Annotated in this window: 17 protein-coding genes; 6 read left to right on the top strand and 11 right to left on the bottom strand. The window is 34.4% G+C overall.

Annotated features, from left to right (window positions below):
* Positions 1–34: 34 nt before the first annotated feature.
* From RM519_RS13345 to RM519_RS13300, 10 genes are all read right to left on the bottom strand, one after another.
* Positions 35–475, bottom strand: coding sequence for a nitrous oxide reductase accessory protein NosL (locus tag RM519_RS13345; RefSeq protein ID WP_311594321.1), 441 nt, complete (start codon positions 473–475; stop codon positions 35–37).
* A gap of 85 nt (positions 476–560) precedes the next feature.
* The gene (locus RM519_RS13340; RefSeq protein ID WP_311594320.1) at positions 561–1,148 is read right to left on the bottom strand and encodes a hypothetical protein; all 588 of its coding nucleotides are present in this window, start codon (positions 1,146–1,148) and stop codon (positions 561–563) included.
* 81 nt (positions 1,149–1,229) lie between these two features.
* A complete protein-coding gene (gene nosZ / locus RM519_RS13335) occupies positions 1,230–3,203 on the bottom strand; it encodes a Sec-dependent nitrous-oxide reductase (protein WP_311594319.1) in 1,974 nt (657 codons plus the stop codon).
* Between the two features lie 28 nt (positions 3,204–3,231).
* Positions 3,232–3,699 carry a c-type cytochrome gene (locus RM519_RS13330; protein WP_311594318.1) on the bottom strand — a complete coding sequence of 156 codons (468 nt, stop codon included), beginning with the start codon at positions 3,697–3,699 and terminating at the stop codon, positions 3,232–3,234.
* A gap of 11 nt (positions 3,700–3,710) precedes the next feature.
* Positions 3,711–4,283, bottom strand: a complete 573-nt coding sequence (locus RM519_RS13325; protein WP_311594317.1) for a fasciclin domain-containing protein — start codon at positions 4,281–4,283, stop codon at positions 3,711–3,713.
* 300 nt (positions 4,284–4,583) lie between these two features.
* Positions 4,584–7,106: a S9 family peptidase gene (locus tag RM519_RS13320; protein WP_311594316.1), complete on the bottom strand. Its 2,523-nt coding sequence runs from the start codon at positions 7,104–7,106 to the stop codon at positions 4,584–4,586.
* A 132-nt stretch (positions 7,107–7,238) separates the two neighbouring features.
* Entirely contained in the window at positions 7,239–7,517 is a 279-nt protein-coding gene (locus tag RM519_RS13315) for a FoF1 ATP synthase subunit delta/epsilon (RefSeq protein WP_311594315.1), read from the bottom strand.
* 68 nt (positions 7,518–7,585) lie between these two features.
* Positions 7,586–9,094 (bottom strand): F0F1 ATP synthase subunit beta, encoded by a 1,509-nt coding sequence (gene atpD / locus RM519_RS13310; protein ID WP_311594314.1) that lies wholly within the window; start codon positions 9,092–9,094, stop codon positions 7,586–7,588.
* A gap of 192 nt (positions 9,095–9,286) precedes the next feature.
* Positions 9,287–12,142: a TonB-dependent receptor gene (locus tag RM519_RS13305; protein ID WP_311594313.1), complete on the bottom strand. Its 2,856-nt coding sequence runs from the start codon at positions 12,140–12,142 to the stop codon at positions 9,287–9,289.
* 169 nt (positions 12,143–12,311) lie between these two features.
* Complete coding sequence (locus tag RM519_RS13300) at positions 12,312–14,987, bottom strand: zinc-dependent metalloprotease (protein ID WP_311594312.1); 2,676 nt, start codon at positions 14,985–14,987, stop codon at positions 12,312–12,314.
* A gap of 135 nt (positions 14,988–15,122) precedes the next feature.
* Here RM519_RS13300 and RM519_RS13295 point away from each other — a divergent pair, with 135 nt between their 5' ends.
* Together RM519_RS13295 and serS are read left to right on the top strand one after the other, a co-directional pair.
* Complete coding sequence (locus RM519_RS13295; protein ID WP_311594311.1) at positions 15,123–16,064, top strand: bifunctional riboflavin kinase/FAD synthetase; 942 nt, start codon at positions 15,123–15,125, stop codon at positions 16,062–16,064.
* 34 nt (positions 16,065–16,098) lie between these two features.
* The gene (gene serS / locus RM519_RS13290) at positions 16,099–17,373 is read left to right on the top strand and encodes a serine--tRNA ligase (RefSeq protein ID WP_311594310.1); all 1,275 of its coding nucleotides are present in this window, start codon (positions 16,099–16,101) and stop codon (positions 17,371–17,373) included.
* Here serS and RM519_RS13285 read toward each other — a convergent pair.
* A complete protein-coding gene (locus tag RM519_RS13285; RefSeq protein ID WP_311594309.1) occupies positions 17,366–17,509 on the bottom strand; it encodes a hypothetical protein in 144 nt (47 codons plus the stop codon). The genes serS and RM519_RS13285 overlap by 8 nt on opposite strands.
* Positions 17,510–17,646: 137 nt before the next feature.
* Between RM519_RS13285 and RM519_RS13280 the strand changes: the two genes are divergently transcribed.
* Genes RM519_RS13280 through mgtE form a run of 4 tightly spaced genes read left to right on the top strand, consistent with a single transcriptional unit; the run spans position 17,647 to position 21,888 of the window.
* Entirely contained in the window at positions 17,647–19,425 is a 1,779-nt protein-coding gene (locus tag RM519_RS13280) for a tetratricopeptide repeat protein (RefSeq protein ID WP_311594308.1), read from the top strand.
* A 12-nt stretch (positions 19,426–19,437) separates the two neighbouring features.
* Complete coding sequence (locus RM519_RS13275; protein ID WP_311594307.1) at positions 19,438–19,755, top strand: DUF4286 family protein; 318 nt, start codon at positions 19,438–19,440, stop codon at positions 19,753–19,755.
* A gap of 8 nt (positions 19,756–19,763) precedes the next feature.
* Positions 19,764–20,552, top strand: a complete 789-nt coding sequence (rsmA, locus tag RM519_RS13270; protein ID WP_311594306.1) for a 16S rRNA (adenine(1518)-N(6)/adenine(1519)-N(6))-dimethyltransferase RsmA — start codon at positions 19,764–19,766, stop codon at positions 20,550–20,552.
* Positions 20,536–21,888 (top strand): magnesium transporter, encoded by a 1,353-nt coding sequence (gene mgtE / locus RM519_RS13265; RefSeq protein ID WP_311594305.1) that lies wholly within the window; start codon positions 20,536–20,538, stop codon positions 21,886–21,888. The genes rsmA and mgtE overlap by 17 nt, the downstream gene beginning before the upstream one ends.
* Positions 21,889–21,905: the final 17 nt, after the last annotated feature.

Below are 21,905 nucleotides of genomic sequence, written 5' to 3'. Positions count from 1 at the left end.
CAAAGATTCTTCACATACGTTCAGAATGACAATCCTAATTCACCTCAAACTTTTCATTAATGGTTTTCCAGGTGAATACTTGATCGCTTTCAACTTTAACAAATCCCTGTGCGAATTCATCTTTTGAAAATGCCGAAAGATTGGCTCCCATTGGGCTTTGAATATTTTTACTGATTAAATACGTTGCTAAGGTTGCATCAGTCATAACTCCTGGATTGGAATAATCTGACACCAAAATTGTTCCCACTTTATCGATCCCTGTTTCCGACAATTCATTCAATACACATTCTATGGCATCGTATTTAAATTGCTTTCCTTTTTTGGTTACGTATTGGGCTGCGTGCTGTGTATCTACTATGGTCATTTTACAAAAGTGACACATATCTGATCCAAAGTTGATCTTTTCTGGTGCTTTTGAACATGCACCTAAAATCAATATGGACACTGCGAGAAGTATTAAATTTATTCGTTTCATTTGTTTATGGTTTAAGTTTAGTTCAGTTTGAGTGTGCTTGTCAAATGCTCACACTCAAACGAACTAATTGTAAATGAATCTTTGGTTATCTTTTTGCTTCTTTCTTTCCTTTAAAAAATGCTATTAAAGTTAGTATCATTCCTACAAACATAAAGTAGGCTCCTGTTCTAGGGTATGAGTGTGCCACAAAATTTAGAATATGCTTTGTTCCAAATAATGGTGGTTGAAAGCCCATGGCTGAACCATCTTCATTTGTAAATTTCATAATGGCTTTTGGGTCTAAATTGTGCCCATAGTCATATTCCCATAGGTAAAAATCATACATTCCTGCAATCCCTAGTGCCGTCATTAAAATAAACCAGAATAAGTATAATTTATATTTACCAACGAATCCGAACAACACACCTAATAGTGCCATGGCCGCAATCACAATTGGGAATATTTTAAATTCTGGAATGGTTTCCGGAATGTATTGCATACCCACATAATGGTTCATTAGATTGATGTTCTTGATATCGAACTCATGCGTATCTGCGAATTTATTTATGTAAATCTCCATACCCAATGGTGTTGGATATTGAGGTGCTTCAAGTGTTATATTCCATAACGGAAAAGCGAATAGTCCTAGCAACAACAAGGATCCTACTATCATTAAAATCTTGGACTTTTTCATAATTGTTCTGGTTTTAATTTAGAAAACGGATAGACTCCTTTAAAACCTACCCGTTTTCAAAAATCCTAACTAACACTATTATTATTCGGCGTCTACTGCATCATCATCTAGCGTAAAACTAATTGGTACACTAGATCCTTTTGGAGACACTCTTACATATCCTTGCATTTCTTGGTGTAAAGCCGAACAGAAATCTGTACAGTAGAATGGCCATACGCCTACTTGCTTAGGTTCCCAAACAAATGTTTCGGTTTGCCCTGGCATAATTAACAATTCAGATGTATTTGCTCCAATCATTGAGATACCATGAGGCACATCATAATCTTGTTCTAAGTTGGTAACGTGGAAATAAACTTTGTCTCCAACCTGTATTCCTTCAATATTATCTGGTGCAAAGTGTGAACGAATCATGGTCATGTTAATATGCACTTCGTTTCCTTTACGTACCACTTTTGCTTCCGCTTCAGTTTTAGCAGCGTATGGGTGCTGGTTTTCTTCTAGTCTAAATATTTTTCTAGAATTTTTCGCAACGATATCTGCTGGGATTCCTGCAGCATAGTGAGGTTCACCAACTGTTGGAAAATCTAATAGTAATTCCATTTTCTCTCCCGTAATATCGTATAACTGCGCCGACTGCGTTACCTCTGGGCCTGTCGGTAAATAACGGTCTTTTGTAATCTTGTTCATTGCTAATACATACTTGCCGAAAGGTTGACCAGAGTTACCACCTGGAATCATTAAGTGACCTACGGAGTAGTATGTTGGTTTTCTATCAATTACTTCCCAAGTCCCAAGTTTCCATTTTACAACTTCAGAAGAAATAAAGAACGTAGTATATGCATTTCCTTTACCATCAAACTCTGTATGTAATGGACCTAATCCACCACTCTTAACAGATCCTGCTAAAATATCTTCGTAGTTTAAAATTGGAATACCATACGCATCACCGTCAAACTTTTTATTGTTAATTGCATCCATCATTTTAGTAAACGAGTGCACCGTTACATCAGCAGATAATTTACCAGAACCTACAATATACTCTCCTGTTGGACTTACATCACAACCATGTGGAGATTTTGGTGTTGGCAAGAAATAAATAGCGCCAGGCACCTCTGTTGGGTCAACTGTCAATACTTCTTTTTTCATAGTCGAAGTTGCAGTATGTGTATGCTCATCATATACGTTATGCGCATAGTTCGCAGGCATTTTTTTACCTCCACCATTGTTGACATACTCTTCAATTTTTTTCCAGTTAACTGCTGCAATAAAGTCTTTATCGTTTTGAGATGCATTCACCTCTAATAATGAATGTGCTTCTTCAGAATTATATGTTGTAAAGAAGAACCATCCATGTGAATCACCTCTACCTGGGTGTGCTTTATCATAATCGAATCCTGGCATTAAGATTTGAAATTTAATGTCCATTCCTCCATCTTCTGGATCTACTTTTAAGAAAGATAATGCTCCTTTAAAATTTCCTTTATATTCAGCAATTGGCATGTCTCTTTGCGGAACTGGAACACCAAATCGTGTACCGGCTACAACGTATTCTGTATTTTCAGTAACATACGATGAACTGTGGTTACCTGCAGAATTTGGAATTTCAATAATTTCTGTAGTTTCAAAAGTTGTTAAATCAATCTTTGCAATACGAGGGGTATTGTTACCATTGATATACACATAACGACCATCAACAACTCCATTTGTTTGAGAGATATCTGGGTGATGGGCGTCATCCCAAGGAATAAATCCATGAGATGTATTTAACATTGGCTTTGTTTCTTCGTTAAATCCGTAAGCTTTTTCTGCATCTACAGAGAAAACAGGAATAACTTTGAACAATCTACCTGACGGCAATCCGTAAACGGCTAATTGTCCGCTAAATCCACCCGAAACAAAGGCGTAAAAATCATCGTGCTCACCTGGAGCCACATATACTTTTTCTGCTTTGCTACTGCTAAGTGCTCCGCTAGAATCATTTGAGTTCTGAACACAACTAACAACCATTAAGGATATTGTTAGCAATGCTAAAACCGATTTAAATAGTGTTTTCATAAGTTCTATGTTTAATTTTTGTTATGGTTTAATTTTTTGTTCTGAAGTATTCTAAAATTTTTCTTGCTTCATCTTCAGTTAAACTTTGGTTTGCCATTGGAGCATTGTATTCTTTTAATAAATCCATTGCGATTTGGTTTTTCTGAACCATTTCTTCTGGATTCAAGATCATGTTCATGATCCACTCTGGAGTTCTTCTTTCTGTAACCCCTTTCATTCCAGGACCAATAAATCGTTTGCTGATTTTATGACAAGCAGAACATTTAGCTTTAAAAATTTGTTCTCCTTCAGTAACCATGGCTTGATCCAATTCTCCAAGTGTTATACTTGTAACAGGCCCGATTCCTTTATCGGTCATTGGGTCTACCTTTTTGGCAGGAGCCGCAGCTTCAGTTTTAGTTTTACTCTTAACAGGGTATTCTACCTTCTTCTTATCTCCACCGCAACTTGTTACAACAAGTGCTAAAATGGCTACTATTGCTAATTTAATTTTCATGTGTTTGCTATTTATTTTTCTGGAACGATTACATCATCAATTACATGAATCCATCCATTACTTACTTTTACAGATTTTAATACTTTCGTTCCTCCTACATATATTCCATCTTCTTTGTCTTCAACGACTAAATATTGACCAGAAGCCATGTATAGTTTTCTACCTTTTTTAGCCTCTTTTTTTAACTGCTTCATCGGATAATTTGCAGGGGCAACATGATTTGTTAAAATGTAGGCTAAGGTTGGTTTACTTTCAGGTTTTAACAACTCTTCTACGGTACCTTCTGGCAACTTCGCAAAAGCAGTATTCATTGGAGCAAAAATGGTAAGTGGACCTGCGTTTACCACAGAGTTTTGTACTCCTGCGGTTTCTATGGCTACAACTAATGTAGAAAAATCGTCTAGCGATTTGGCAACCTGCAATGCATTTGGATCTTCACCTTCAGTCACTGCAACATTAGCTTGACCTTGATCTTTGATTTCTTCTGTTGCTGGTTGGGAATCTTTTTTAGAATCTGCTTGTTTACTTTGGGTACAAGCAAACATTGCAAATGCCATTATGGCTATAATAATTTTGGTTTTCATCGTAAGTTAATTTTAGTTAGAACTAATTATCTTTATTGCTGAACACAAAATTAAATACTAAAGAGAGCTTAAAATATGACTTTTATCATATTAAAATACTTTTTTGTCTTTTAATATGATTTAAACTAATGCAACTGTTATATCCTTTTAAATTTGAATAGCAGCAATACTATATTTGACCAATTTTAGAATTAAAAAAACAAAATTGGGTAAATATCTATTAAGAATAGAAATTGATTTGAAAATTTACCAAAGGTGGTATTTAATAAAAAAGCCGAGCAATTTGCTCGGCTTTTAAATCTATTTATTTTTGGGTTTGGATCTGTTCATTTCAACATAATCAACTCCATCGGGTTTCGCTCCTAATAAATGTTCACTGAAATAATCGGCTTTCATCCAAAAGAAATACTCCGTCATTTTACCATAGCCATGTCGTTGCCCAGGCAATACTTTATAATCGAATCGTTTGTTTGCTTTAATTAAGGCATCTACCATTCTTATGGTACCTCCAGGATGCACATTATTATCAACATCACCTGTAGTTAACATTAAATGTCCTTTTAAGTTTTCTACTAATGATTGATTGTTATCAATCATATATTCATATTTAATACTTCCATCATCCGCTTTTTCTTCTTTAATTCCATGATGAGTTTCACTCCACCAACTATTATAGATAGTATTGTCATGGTTTCCTGAAGAAGAAACTGCCGCCTTAAAGAAGTCTGGATATACCAACATAGCTGCAGTAGACATAAATCCGCCTCCTGAATGCCCAAAAATCCCAACCTTATCAATATCTATAAATGAATGTTTATCTGCCAATTGTTCAGCAACGTATTTTTTGTCGGCTAATCCATAATCTCTTAAGTTACCGTACCCGTAAGTATGATACCACTTTGACCGTGCTGGATGTCCTCCTCTATTTCCTAAAGTTACAACTACAAATCCAACTTGGGCCATACGGTCGGTCCTATTCATTCTTACTGAAAAGGATTTATTCACCGCTTCGGTTTGTGGTCCAGGATATACGTATTGAAGCATTGGATACACCTTAGTTGAATCCATATCAAAAGGCTTGTATATTACCCCATAGATATCCGTTATTCCATCGTCTGCTTTCATTTTAAATGGCTCCGGAAATTGATATCCTGCCGCGAATAATTGAGATAAATCGGCTTCTTCTAAATCTAAGATCTTAGCACCTGAATTTGATCTTAATTCTGATTTCGGCGCTGTATTTACCCTTGAAAAATTACTAATAAAAAACTTCTTTGATTCTGACAGATTTGTACTTGAATTAAAATTTCCTGAATTCAAACTTTTCATTCCTGAACCATTAAGGTTAATTTTATACAAGTGCTCATAATATGGATCTATGTTTTTATTTACACCATTTGCCGTAAAATAAACAGTCCTTGTGCCTTCATCTATCCCTTGAAAATTATGTACATGAAACTCTCCATTTGTAACTTGTTGTTTTAGGTTTCCCTGTGCGTCATATAAATAATAATGACCCCATCCATCGCGCTCAGACCAAAACAAAATTTCAGATTCATTATTAAACAAGCGCATTTCTTTTCCACGATGTTCTATGTATGTATTAGAATGTTCCTTTATTAAAGTTTTAACTGCACCCGATTCTAAGTCTGCAACATGTACATCCAATCTTTTACGGTCTCTACTAACAGTATTAAAATAGATTTTACCTTTTTTAGAAAGCAACATTCTAGGCTTATGTTTTGCAGGGTCATTCTTTGCGTATTTATGCGCTAAAATACTAATGGTTTGTTGGACTGTAGAATCCAATTCCACTTCAATTTTAGATTTGTTGCTGATATCAAATACTTCAAGTGCTCTTTTATAAAACTCTTGTTCTCCTGCCATATGATATTTATATGTTTCTAACTTAGGTCGACCTTTTTTTACAGAATTGATTACCCATAAATCGCCAATGTGGCGTGAATCTGATTTCTCATATACAAATTTCTTCGAGTCATGCGACCAAAAACCACGAATCGATTTACGATCATCTTTTTCTTTTTTTAAATCTTCATTGTTTTTACCTCTTCCTGAACCTCCATAACCAAAATTTTCTACACCATCTTTTGTCCACTGATGTTCAACAATTGTAGAATCTTTTTCATCTTTTAAAGCCTTTAAATAATTCTCCTTATCCATCCAAAACATATTATGCTTTTTTGAGAACAAAACAATTGAACTATCTGGAGCAATATTAGCCCAAGACTTGTTGGTTTTTTCTTTCTTAGTGTTATCTAAAATTCTAAGTCCATTGCCACCTAATACATACTCCAGATGATATACTTTTTTTTCCATCTTTGGCTTTTTAGACTTCATTTTAGTTTCAGAAGAATCTTTCTTAACCTTGTCTTCTTCTTCTACTTTCACCATTTCATTCGATTCTACTCGAAAGCGAATCGCTGATTCGTTTTTTACAAATTCGAAATCAAACTTCGGTAAATGTTTTGATGAATAGGGGTCTCGCGTAATTTCTGATAACCATTTTGCCATTAAAACCGGGTCGAAAAGTTGAGTTTTTGATTTTTTTATTGGATCTACTAAATAATAACGCGATCCTTCAGAAGTTTTATATTGGTACCAAAAACGATCTCCATTTTCCAACCATTTTGGTTGAACTGATGTGGAATGTACCATTTTAGCAATATTTTCTGAAGAGAATTTTTCGGCCAATCGATAATTTGGCACAATTGATTCAGAATTCTCTTGGTTACGAACATGTAATTGAGCAAATAGTGTATTTACGGTGAAGAACAAAACCGCAACTGGTAGTATTTTTTTCATTTGATAAAGTTTAGGAATAAGTTTGTACCAAATGTCTTTATTAATTATAAGAAATCAAACTCTTTTAATCAATATTAAAAAAAAAGCCGAGCAATTTGCTCGGCTTTTAAATATCTATAAATTCTAAAATAATTAATCTGCTAGAATAATTACTTTATTATCTTTCATTTCAATAGTTCCACTATTAATTGGTAAAATATACTCACCATCTTGTTTTGTGAATCTGTCTTGAAATTCTTCTTCAATTGTAATTGCACCACCTTTAAATGCTACATTTCCTTTTATTAATAAAGACACAATAGGTGCGTGATTATTTAACATTTGAAACGCTCCGTTTACTCCAGGTACTGATACCGAAATAACTTCAGAGTTTAAAAGTGTTGCTTCAGGTGTTACGATTTCTAACTTCATATTTAGTTCTTTATTCTTTGTTATTTGTAGATGGTCTTGTGAACCAGTTTCAAACAACTATTAACCAATTATGCTTCTGCTAACATTTTCTCTCCAGCATCAATTGCATCTTGAATTGATCCTCTTAAGTTAAATGCTGCTTCAGGATATTTATCTAATTCACCATCCATAATCATGTTGAATCCTTTGATAGTGTCTTTAATATCTACTAATACACCTGGGATCCCTGTAAATTGCTCTGCAACGTGGAATGGCTGTGATAAGAAACGTTGTACACGACGTGCTCTGTGAACGACTAATTTATCCTCTTCAGATAATTCTTCCATACCTAAGATGGCAATAATATCTTGTAATTCTTTATAACGTTGTAACAACTCTTTTACCGCTTGTGCAGTATTGTAGTGTTCATCACCTAAAATATCAGCAGATAAAATTCTTGAAGTAGAATCCAATGGATCTACTGCAGGATAAATACCTAACTCTGCAATTTTACGAGATAATACCGTAGTAGCATCTAAGTGAGCAAAGGTTGTTGCTGGTGCTGGATCCGTTAAATCATCTGCAGGCACGTAAACCGCTTGTACAGATGTAATAGAACCATTTTTAGTAGATGTAATACGCTCTTGCATAACACCCATCTCTGTCGCTAATGTTGGTTGGTAACCTACCGCTGATGGCATACGACCTAATAAGGCTGACACCTCAGAACCTGCTTGTGTAAAACGGAAAATATTATCTACGAAGAATAATACATCCTTTCCTTGTCCTTCTCCTGCTCCATCACGGAAATATTCTGCAATAGTTAAACCAGATAAGGCAACACGTGCACGTGCTCCTGGAGGCTCATTCATTTGACCGAATACAAATGTTGCTTTCGATTCTTTCATTCCGGCTTTATCTACTTTAGATAAATCCCATCCACCTTCTTCCATAGAGTGCATAAAGTCATCACCATACTTGATAATTCCAGACTCTAACATCTCACGCATTAAGTCATTTCCTTCACGTGTTCTTTCTCCTACTCCTGCAAATACAGATAAACCACCGTGACCTTTTGCTATATTGTTAATCAACTCTTGAATCAATACTGTTTTACCTACTCCGGCACCACCAAATAATCCAATTTTACCTCCTTTTGCATAAGGCTCTATTAAGTCGATTACTTTAATACCTGTAAATAATACTTCTGTTGCAGTTGATAAATCTTCGAATTTTGGTGCTTGACGGTGAATTGGTAAACCATTTTCACCAGATTTTGGTAAGTTTCCTAAACCATCAATAGCATCACCTGTTACGTTAAAAAGACGTCCGTAGATATCACCACCAATTGGTACTTGAATAGGAGCCCCTGTTGCAACAGCCTCTACACCTCTACTCAAACCATCTGTAGAATCCATAGAGATTGTACGTACTGTATTTTCACCAATGTGAGATTGTACTTCTAATACTAATATTGAACCGTCATGTTTTGTAACTTCTAACGAATCATAAATTTTTGGAAGTTCAGAACCTGATGCAAATTCAACATCGATAACTGGACCTATAATTGTTGCTACTTTACCTGTAATCTTAGCCATTACCTTAACTCTTAATTGTTAACTTTTTTGTTTTGAAGCCAAAGCTCCTTTTTTCAAGGTGCAAAGATAGTCTATTTGATTTGAAATAATAAAGGAAATTCTCTAATTTTTTTTATAAAAAAACTCCTCGTTTTCAAGTACTTGAAACGAGGAGTTTAATCTATCTGTAACTAAATATTTAGTGTCCTTTTATTATGGATTGATAGTCCAAGAAGCAAAGAATTGAGACCCTATTAATCCGTTACCAGGCGCAGTTAAATATTCCTGACCTAATAAGTTTGCTGCACCAACTTTAAACGTTGATTTTATACTAGGTACCGTATAATTAACTTGTAAATCTACAACTGTTCTGGCATCAATAATTGCATCTGCAAAAGTAGATTCCCATAAATATTCATCATTCCACCTTAAGTTCACGTTAAATCCAAAGTTTTGAAACACATTAGGGTTTCCAAATTGAAACTTAACTCTATGTTCAGGTGTATTAAATCCAGCTTCATAATCTGGGTCAGAAGATTGATCAAAATCAAACTTAGACCATGTATAATTTAATCCAACATTATACCCATTCCAGATCTTTGTATTTAAACCTAAGCCCATACCGTAAGAAGAAATATCTGCTTCGGAATTAGTGTACACTTGAAATGGTTGATAATCTCCTTGACTTATTGCTACCAAAGCCGCTGGTGTTGGTGTAGGTAGTGGAGGTGAAGGAATAACATCAGAGAAATCTACATTACCATATAAAGGAGAAACAACTGTTTTGTTTCCAATAAAGTCTTGGTACGTATTGTAATATGCACTCATATCAACCGTTACTTTTCCTATCAATCCTCTATAACCCACTTCAAACGCAGTTACTTGCTCTGGTTTTACATAAGCAAAATCAGCAATTTCTAATAATGAAGGATCAGGAGCACCGGCACCTGCACTTGCTGCAAATGCATATAATGAAGCCAATGTGTATGAATTGTCATAAGCTGCTCTACCAGATAATTGCACAGTAGGTGCACTCACAATCAATTGTCCAAGAGGACTCAATTCTAAGGGCTTTGATGTATATCTATCTAAATTGTCTGGAGCAGATCCAACTAATATCGCTTGTCCTGCATCTAAACCAATATATTGATCTTGCGTAGTTGGATTTCTAAATCCGGTTTGAAATGAGGCTCTTAAATTGTGGTTTCTATCTTCTCCTGCGCTATATGCAAATGAAATTCTTGGAGATACATTTCCATCAAAATTTTGAGATTTGTCATAACGAATAGACCCTGTAAATTTTAAACGATCATCAGCAAACTTCTTTTGTAATTGCATATATGCACCGTATTCATTATAATCGATTGGTCCATCATAATCTGTAAAAATAGTTCCGTTTGAATTCAATGAATATTGTCTCCAAGATCCACCTACTTGAACATCTGCCCAATCCCAAAGGTGTGCAAAATTATAATTTCCATCTGCATGGTATAATTTCGTTTCATCTTGAAATTTAGACCCAGTTACTAAATCAGGGTCATTTGTAATTTTTTCAAATAAGGTGTTAAATGCTGCAGATCCCGGTTGCGGAGTGTGTTGTGCATCAGAATTTTGTCTTGCTAAATTGTTTGCAACATCAGGATTACCTGCAGGTACTCCAGGTATCATACCTGATATAGCCCCAATATAAGTTGTAGCATAGGTTTGGTACCATTGTGGTGCTGTCTCTAAATTCATATTAACACCTGTAAAAAGCATGTCATACGAATCTCCTGCATCTTCATCAGTCATATAAGCACGTACAAAGAAATTATTGTTTCTAATTTCTAATTTATGTTGTTGCATAAAGAAGTTCTTGATATTGTACCTATTCGCTCCTTGATAAATGGTATTTCCTTTACCTATTTTAGAATTCCAAATGATTTCAAAGTCATCACCCATTGGACGAAAATTCAATGATATATCCGTTTTAATACTTTGGGCTTCATAATCTGTTAAATCTTCTTCGTTATATCCTGTCCTAGATACAGTAGATTTGCCAAATGTTCCTGCCGGTGTTCCTGCCAAAGCATCATAATCCAATTCAATGGCAACTTCATCACCATATACATTTAGTTGATTAAATGCTGTTTGACCCGGTTGCACTGGCAATACGGTATCTGGGTTACCAGCACCATTATCTATATATTGATTATAATCTGTTGCATGCCACTCTGTTCCATTTAAGAAAGAGAAAGATGCCTTTGCTGCAAATTTTTCGCTAAACGCAAACGCCGCTCTAAATCCAGCGTCAACAAACTGATTGTCTCCTGCATTTGTAGAAGATGTTAATCCTGTTTTTCCGTATACACTAAACCCTTGGCTATCGAATGGGTTTTTACTCTCCATAAATAGGATTCCGTTAAATGCATTTGCACCATATAATGCAGATGCCGCACCAGGAAGTACTTCAACAGTTTTTACATCCAATTCACTCATTCCTAATAAATTTCCTAAAGCAAAATTTAAGGCTGGCGAAGAGTTGTCCATACCGTCTACCAATTGCATAAATCTTGTATTTGCAAATGTTGCAAAACCTCTAGTATTTACACTTTTATTAGTTAAACTGTTTGTGTTTACATCTACACCTTTTAAATTCTCTAACCCATCATAAAAAGTAGGAGATGAAGAATTTTTAATTGCTCTCACATCCATTCTTTCAATGGTAACTGGAGATTCCATAATACGTTCTGGAGTTCTTGAAGCAGAAATAACAACCTCATCTAAAGATGTGGCAATTTCTGTTAGGGATACATTTACATCTTGAGAATTTTGTGTAATCTCAACGGTTGTAGGTGAATATCCAATAATAGAAATTTCAATTGAAAATGGCGGGTTTTCACTAACTTCTAAGGTGAATTTTCCATCAAAATCAGCAGAAGTTCCTAGAGATTTTCCAACAACTTTCACATTAGCACCTGGAATTGGCTGTTGCGATTCGCTGTCCGTGACCGTTCCAGTAACGGTTGTTTGTGCCATTAGGGCTGTTGTGCTAAAAAGCACAACAATGGCGTAGAGTAGTTTTTTCATAAATTTCAGTAATAATAGTTATCAACGATGCAAAATACAATTATTTTTGGTTTTGCAATAAAAAAGGACAATTAAATCCTAATATACTAAAAATCAGTCAAATTTTTACCATATAATTGTTAATTCAATACATTAACTCAATTATAAATTTTATTGAAAAGTGGAGTTTCTATTTTACAATGATTCTTTTTGAGGTTACATTTCCTCCTTGCTCTATTTTTAAAACATACATTCCTTGAGCAATGGAGCCATAATTAACCTCAACATTCAGAATTTCATTATTTATTGGATAAGAGGACCAATAAATAGCTCTACCTGCCGCATCTATAATAGAAACTGCAGCATCTCCCTCTGATTTAGTTACCATAAAAATATTTACAAATTCACTTGAAGGATTGGGGTAAACATTCACAAATTCACCCGTATTTATGGCTGTTTCTTCAGTTGAGCAAATATTGATGGTCCATGAATTCAAAACCCCTGTGTCATCGGCAGCGTTATCGTTAATTCTAAGAGTCCAATCTCCATTACCTACTTCTCCATTTAAATCTGCCAATGGATCTACTGGAATAAAAACGCCTGTTGTAGGTGTTTGGCATTGCAAAAAATCACCCGAATCGCTAAAATTCACCATTAAATCTTCATTACTACTACAAGATCTTTCAATTAATTTAATCTCTGTTCCAGAAGGGCTTACTAATGAAATTAACAAATCATTTAAATAGGTGTGAGATACATCTACCGCAACTTCAATTTCAGACAACATAAAATCTCCTGGGATGGTAATTGTTGTTTCATCAAAATCCGTAGAGTCATCAGTTATTGGCATGTTAGGATCATCGGAGTATTCTTCACAAGTCTTTTCTACCAAATAATCTATTGCAAACGCATGGCTATTTACTGCATAGTAAATGTTATCAACCGCTTCAATAAGCAATCTACAATAGGGTGCTGCTGAAAATGGAACCGCTATTTCCTGAGACCCATCATTAGGTGTGTTCTCTATTAATGTCGTGAATGTCTCTCCATTATCTAAAGACAATAAAATGTTAACATGCGATGTGTTGATTGGTGCTGAATTAGTAGTCGACACATTCCATGTTATTATTTCACTTCCTCCTCTACTCCAAATTATTCCTTCTTCGTTTTGTGATGTAATCGTGAAAGGTTCTGCCGTGCCATCAACAGTAACTTTCATTGCGTCAATTGCATTTTGGCCTCCTCCAACTAAATTATCTCTTACCGTTAATTTAAAATCTAAATCTCTCCCTACATCAGAAACTGTTTCCCAAGTAGTTGAAAGAGTTCCGTTAATTACCGAAGCAAAAGAAGGCATATATCTGTCCGGGTTTGAAGTAGGTTTTAGCGATCTAAATGTTGGTCCAGTAGCATTAGTCGGGCTTGGATTAGAGGTCTCAACTCCCCCATTTCCTCCTTCATCATTTTGCTCCCAACAATAAGACGTTGGTCCATCAGAAGTTCCTAGACCACTTAATACGAAAGCCGTTGAAACAGGAATGGTATAATCTGAACCGGCATTGGCAGTCGGTGTAATTTGACCTAAATTCGATTCTGTATCACAATTTAAAGATTGCACAAAATCTGTTACCTGTTCTATACTTTTAAAATGGAAGTAATCATCTCCTCTACCTTGTACATTTGAAGTGGTAATTCCAGCATATCCCATAATCGTTGAACCGCTACCGGGTTCCAAATTAGCACCAGTTCCTTCATTATTTGGTCCACTCGTATCCGTAGTCCATGTATGATTTGCTCCGAATTGATGTCCTAATTCATGTGCCACATAATCTAAATCAAAATAATCGCCAGACGGCACTCCATCTGCCGGAGATGTATAAGCGCTTCCTTTTAAGTTATCTGTACAAACACAACCAATACAACCTGCGTTACCACCACCACCATCATGACCAAAAAGATGTCCAATATCATAGTTCGGCTCACCAATAGTAGCAGTTAAATTTGTTTGCAATTCTGTATTCCAATTATCGTTAGAAGTGTAATCTGAATAAGGATCCGTTGCCGGATCTGTATATATAATGTCATTTACATTAGATATTAATTGCAATCGAACCGCAAAATCGCGTTCAAAAACTCCATTAACCCTAGTTAAGGTAGCATTCATTGCAGCTAACGCGGCCGCTTTTGCCACATCTTCTTCGCCTACTCCAACCGATCCTCCATGAAAATACTCTGTATATTCCGCAGTAACAGAAAGTGCCAATCTAAAAGTTCGTAAAACTCCGTCGTTCGCATCTTTTAAAGTCGAAACTGATTTCGAAACATTATTTTGAACATCATCGGTTAAACATTCAAATTTGCCAGTAATATTATTTTTATTTGATCTATCATAAAGAATATAGGAATCATCTTCAACAAACTCTAGAAAGCCTAATTCTTCTCCTGAAATATAGGTTACACTTAAACCTTTTTGAGGAGAAAAACTGAAACGAACTCCAAAGTTTTTACTTTGCCCAGTATAGGATCTTATCAATGGGTATTCTGATTGTAATTCTTCAGAAAAAACGGAAGCATCTCTAACAACAAATTCTTCTATTGTCCCATTTGGTGTTGGTAAATTTATAACGACAGTAAGTTTAGACCCTAAGTTTGAATTTAAAGGTAAAAAACTTAATTCTTGAGATAATTTTTGAGTATTCAAAGTGTAAAAGTCACCTTCCGATGGCACCTTTAACTCTATAAGCTTCGCCCTATTTAATTGCCCTACTTCTCCCCATAAAACCGATTTATTCTGTGCGAGAAAATATTGAGTATTGAATAAAAAAAGGAATCCCAAACAAATTCCTATAAAGTACCTTCTTTTCATAATAGCATAATTGGGGCTTTTGTAAAATTAGCCTTTATTTTATAATTAACAAAAATAGCTTTTTACAAGCGCTTCTTCGTTTAGAAACCTATATTTTATTTACTTTTGCTTTTGATAATTTATTATTTCTAATCGTTGAACACCACGCATAATTTTTCAAATTTTTCAACTTCAAAAAGAACGGTTGTTACCATAGGAACTTTTGACGGGGTTCATTTAGGGCATAAAAAAATAATTGAACAATTATTAAATGCTTCTAGAAATAAAAACGAAACCTCAGTGCTGCTTACTTTTTTTCCACACCCTAGAATGGTGTTGCAAAAAGATCAAGAAATAAAACTGATAAATACGCTTCGGGAGAAAAGCAATCTACTAGACAAATTAGGTTTAGATGAATTGATAATTCATCCATTTGATAAAGAATTTTCGAGATTGACTGCTTTTGAATTTGTGAGAGATGTATTGGTCAATAAATTAAATATATCGAAACTAATTATTGGTTACGATCACCATTTTGGGAAAAACAGAGAGGGTAATTTTGAACAATTAAAAGAATACGGTGAAATGTTCGATTTTGAATTAGAAGAAATTCCAGCTCAAAATTTAAATGATATTGCCATAAGTTCTACAAAAATTAGAACTGCTATTTCGAAAGGAAATATTATAAAGGCAAATAAATTTTTAGGATATAATTTTAACTTAACAGGTGTTGTCTCTAAAGGTGAAAATCTAGGAACATCATTAGGTTTTCCAACAGCAAATATTAAAATTGCAGAAAATTATAAAATCATTCCCAAGACAGGAGTTTATGTAGTAAAGTCTACAATTGAAAACAAGGAATATTTTGGCATGATGAACATTGGCAACCGACCTACAGTTAATGGAAAAAATCAAACAATTGAAATTCATTTTTTCAAATTAAACACCAATTTATACGGTAAAGAAATCACGGTTGAATTATTAGAATTCCTTAGAGATGAACAAAAATTTGACTCTTTAGATTCGCTTAAAGAGCAATTGCAAATAGATAAAAGTAAATCAACGGAGTTTATTAATAATCTGACTTCTATTTCCTAAATTTGCGCTTTTAAATACGTACAAATTTAGACCTATGTTACAAGTAGCATTTATTAGAGAAAACAAGGATACTGTTTTAAAAGGATTGGCCAAGAGAAATTTTGCTGATGCTGAAACAATCCTTAACAAGGTGGTATCTACAGATGATGGCAGAAGAAATGCGCAAACAGAATTAGACAACACCCTAGCTGAATCTAATAAATTATCGAAAGAAATAGGCATGCTTTTTAGAACTGGAGAAGTTAAAAAAGCGAATGAATTAAAAGCAAAAACAGGGCGCCTTAAGGAAGATTCTAAAATCTTAATTGAAAAGTTAAACGCGTTAGCAGAAGAGTTACAAGAATTGCTTTATCAAATTCCAAATGTTCCTCATGCTTCTGTTCCTGCAGGCACTTCAGAAGAGGATAATGAAACTATATTTGAAGAAGGGAGTATTCCTAACTTACACGAAGGAGCCTTACCACATTGGGAATTAGCGAAGAAGTATGACATCATTGACTTTGAATTAGGTAATAAAATTACAGGTGCTGGGTTTCCGGTTTACAAAGGTAAAGGAGCGCGTTTGCAACGTGCTTTGATCAATTACTTTTTAGATAAAAATGCGGCAGCAGGATATAATGAAGTCCAAGTTCCTCATTTGGTAAACGAAGAGTCTGGAAAAGGAACTGGGCAATTGCCAGACAAGGAAGGCCAAATGTATCATGTTGGATTGGATAATTTGTATTTGATTCCAACTGGAGAGGTTCCAGTAACAAATATTTATAGAGATGTTTTGCTAAAGGAGTCTGACTTCCCAATTACAAACACCGCCTATACCCCATGTTTTAGACGTGAAGCAGGTAGTTATGGAGCCCACGTTCGTGGCTTAAATCGTTTGCATCAATTTGATAAGGTAGAAATAATACGATTAGAACACCCTTCAAATTCATACACTGCTTTAGATGGTATGGTAGAACACGTAAAAGGAATTTTACAAGAATTGAAATTACCGTACAGAATTTTAAGACTCTGCGGAGGCGATTTAGGATTTACCGCAACACTAACCTTTGACTTTGAAGTCTTTTCTACAGCACAAGACAGATGGTTAGAAATTAGTTCTGTTTCTAATTTTGAAACATTTCAAGCAAATCGCCTAAAATTGCGTTTTAAAAATGAAAATGGTAAGAGCGAATTGGCGCACACGCTAAATGGAAGTTCTTTGGCATTGCCAAGAGTACTTGCTGGGATTTTGGAAAATTGCCAAACACCAGAAGGAATTAAAATTCCGGAAGTTTTAATACCTTATTGTGGGTTTGATATGATTAATTAGCAGCAACTGCTACCATTAATTTTTTATAGTTGTTCATTTCTACTAAAGTTTCGAAATAAGCGCTTAAATTTCCTTTTTTCATAAAGTCTTTAGATCTAGACTTTGCATTCTCGTATTGTTTGATTAATTCTTTCATAATAGATTAGTTTAATTTGATTGTATACCTTTAAGACAAGTTTCATGCCAAAATGTTACAACGTATCGTTCGAAATGTCTTCTTTTACGAAAATTTTAACAGTTTCTTTGGTATCTTTGAAGAGTACCTATTAGCAAATGAAAAACCTTATCATCATACTTGTTTTGTTTTGTTCTGCCTTATTATATGGGCAAGATCAGCAATTGGCATATGATTATTTTAGAAAAGGTGAGTATGAAAAGTCCGCAAGCATTTATAAAGTCCTATACGAGGAAAATAATTTTAATTCAAATTATTTTACACGCTTAATTTATTGCTACAGACAATTAGAAGATTATACTAAAACTGAGGAAATCATTACAAATCATCTTAAAAAATACCCTAATCAAATACAATTTTATGTTGAGTTAGGGTACAACTATGAATTGCAATATGACCATGTAAGAGCAAAAGAAAATTACGATAAAGCAATTAATGGCCTTCAAGAAAAACAAAGTTACGGATATTCGGTAGGGAGGGCTTTTCAAAATAATCATTTATTAGACTATGCTTTACAATCGTATCAAATTGTGATGGATGCCAACCCTAATTCTAATTTCAATATTCAAATTGCAACCATATACGGTGAGAAAGGAGAGATTGACAATATGTTCAATGCCTACTTAGACATGGTTGAAAAAAATGAAAAATACCGAACCACAATTCTACGGTATGTTGGAAAATACATTACGGATGATAGCGAAAATGAATACAATATTCTATTTAAAAATCTGCTTTTAAAAAGATTACAAAGCAATCAATTAAATTCTTGGAATCAATTATTAAGTTGGTTATTCATGCAACAGAAACAATATGGACGTGCATTTATTCAAGAAAAAGCACTGCACATGAGAGACGCAGATAGCATTGGATTAATTGGCATTAAAACCTTGGGAGAAATTGCATTTAGGAATGAAGATTTTAACACCTCTAAAAACTGCTTTACCTATGTTCTAGAGCATGCAGAAAACCCAATAGAATCTATAGATGCTAAACTCTATTTATTGTATGTTTTTATTGAAACCGAGTCCGATTTGGAAATTGTAGATGAAAAATTTCAAGAACTTTTTTCAGAGTATGGAATCAACTCCAACACCATTGATATTCAAGTTGCATATGCCGATTTTTTAACCTTTAAAAGAAACCAATCCGATAAAAGTATTGACATTCTAAAAAACGCATTGAACTTTAGAAGTGATGATTTTGAGAAAGGAAATATAAAATTAAAACTTGGAGATGTACTTGTGTTTAAAGGTAGTTTTAACGAAGCCTTAATCTATTATTCTCAAGTGCAAACAAAACTAAAAAATCATGTTTTGGCGCAAGAGGCACGTTTTAAAGTAGCACAAACAAGTTTTTATAAAGGCGATTTTAAATGGGCGCAAACTCAATTGAAGGTTTTAAAAGGATCAACCTCGCAATTAATAGCAAACGATGCATTGGATTTAAGTTTGATTATTGATGACAATACGGTTCAGGATTCTTTAAAGACAGCCTTAAAATTGTATGCAAAATCAGATTTATTAGCGTTTCAAAATAAAGACAAAGCCGCTATAGATTCCTTGTCTGTGATTTTAACCGAACACAAAGGACACGCCATAGAAGACGAAACTTTGTTTAAACAAGCGGAGATCTTCGAAAAAATTGGCGACCTAACAAGTGCGGAAAGCAACTATTTAAAACTAATCGAAATCAATACAGAAGACATTCTTGTTGATGATGCTTATTTTAAATTGGCAGAACTTTATTTTAAACAAAACAATACTGAAAAGGCTAAAGAATACTACCAAAAGATTATTTTTGACTTTCCTTCTAGCATTCATTTGGTAGAGGCACGAAAGAAATTTAGAACTTTAAGAGGAGATGATCTTCAATAAAAAATAAAACACATGTTTATACACAACGAAACGATTAATGTAGATGAGAGTATCAATGAAAAATGGCTAACCTGGATGCATGATGTAAATATTCCTGCAATATTAGAAACAGGGAAATTTATAAGTATAAAATTATGCCATGTTTTGGTTGAAGAAGATATGGGAGGTATAACATATGCTGTACAATACACTGCCGCAAATAAAACGGATTTACAGCAGTTTTTAGCGGAGGAGTCTTATAAATTCAAAGAAGCAGAAATGAGATTATTTAGCGGGAAATTTGGGACCTTTGCGACACAATTAAAGGTGATTTCTGAGATCAGTAAATAAGATTTTTTATGACCGTTAAAGCAAAAAAACATCTAGGGCAACATTTTTTAAAAGATGAAGATATTGCCAAAAAAATAGCAGATTCATTAACATTGAGTGGTTATAAAGATGTGCTAGAAATTGGTCCAGGAATGGGGGTTCTTACCAAGTATGTAATTCCTAAAGATGTAAATGTACATGTTATAGAAATTGATACGGAATCTGTTGAATATTTAAAAACAGCCAGAGAAGTTCAAAAATTAGATTTTGAAATTTTAGAAGCGGACTTTTTAAAAATAGACTTGCGAACTGAATTTCAGAATAAGCAAATCGCCATAATTGGTAATTTTCCTTATAATATTTCTTCTCAAATCGTTTTTAAAGCGATTGAAAATAGAAATATGATTCCCGAGTTTTCGGGCATGTTTCAAAAGGAAGTTGCAAAACGTATTGCTGAAAAAGAAGGCAGTAAGGTGTATGGAATTCTTTCTGTTTTAACACAGGCATTTTATGATGTTGAATATCTTTTTACAGTACCTCCTTCAGTTTTTAATCCTCCACCAAAAGTAGATTCTGGAGTTATTAGATTAATCAGAAAAGAAAATTACACACTTCCTGTTAATGAAAAATTATTCTTTCGAGTTGTTAAAACTGCTTTCAATCAACGTCGTAAAATGTTGCGCGGAAGTTTAAAATCTTTCAATCTTTCAGATAAATTACGAGAAGATGCTATATTTGCCATGCGTCCAGAGCAATTATCAGTCAATCAATTTTTTGACTTAACTGCCAAAATTGAGGAAGATGGCAATAGAAATTAACAAAGATTTAATCACACAAATAGCAGCCTTGGTAGCAACCCAATCGGATGTTGCTATTCAAGAATTACTAGCCGAGGAACACTTTGCTGATGTTGCTGAGATTTTAGACGAGGTTAATTTTGATGAAGCCACCTATATCATCAAATTATTAGATAGTGAAAAGACTTCTGATATTTTGATGGAATTGGACGAAGATGTTCGTGAAAAAATTCTGAAAAACTTATCGGTAAAAGAAATTGCAGAAGAGATTGATGAATTAGATTCTGATGATGCGGCGGATATTATTGCCGAGTTACCAGAAGAACGTCAAGAAAAAGTAATTTCTGAGATTGAAGATGAAGAGTTTAAGGCAGATATACAAGAACTATTAGCCTATGACGAAGATTCGGCTGGTGGTTTAATGGCAAAAGAAATGGTAATGGTTAATGAAAACTGGACCGTTACTAGGTGTGTTAAAGAAATGCGTACCCAAGCAGAAGAAGTTACCCGTGTACACTCAATTTATGTGGTAAACGATGAAGGCCAACTAATTGGTAGGCTATCATTAAAAGATCTTTTAATGGCTCCTGCAAGAGGAAACATTTCAAAAATCGTTCGTCCAAAAGTAGATTTTGTAAATGTAAATTTAGACGCTGAAGAAGTTGCCAAAGTCATGCAGAAGTATGATTTGGAAGCTATTCCGGTTGTTGATGACAACCAAGTACTTGTTGGTAGAATTACGATTGATGATATTGTAGATGTAATAAAGGAAGAGGCGGAAAAAGATTATCAATTAGCAGCAGGTATTTCACAAGATGTAGAAGCGGATGACAGCATAAAAGAATTGGTAAAAGCACGTTTGCCTTGGTTAATTCTAGGTTTATTCGGAGGGCTTGGAGCCGTATTTATTATGGAAGGTTTTGAAGATGCCTTAAGCAGTTATAAGCATCTATTTTTCTTTACTCCACTTATAGCGGCCATGGCTGGAAATGTTGGGGTACAATCTAGCGCAATTATTGTACAAGGTTTGGCCAATGATATCGTAAAAGGAAGTCTACTAAATCGTTTACTTAAAGAAGTAGGATTAAGCCTTATAAACGGAATAGTACTTGGACTAATTATTCTTGCGGTTTCTCCGTTAATTGGCTTATCCTTTCAGTTCGGCTTAACTATTGCTTTATCCATGTTATGTGTAATAATAGTAGCAGCGTTGGTTGGTACTTTCGTTCCTATAGTATTAGACAAACGGGGTATTGATCCAGCTATTGCTACGGGGCCATTTATAACTACTAGTAATGATATATTTGGTATCTACTTATTCTTTATCATTGCCAAAATGATGTTGGGGGGATTTTAATTGATCTTTTGAATCCT

This window comes from Urechidicola vernalis (genome assembly GCF_031846385.1).
GTDB classification, from domain to species: domain Bacteria; phylum Bacteroidota; class Bacteroidia; order Flavobacteriales; family Flavobacteriaceae; genus Urechidicola; species Urechidicola vernalis.
This window is presented reverse-complemented; position numbering and strand designations above follow the sequence as displayed.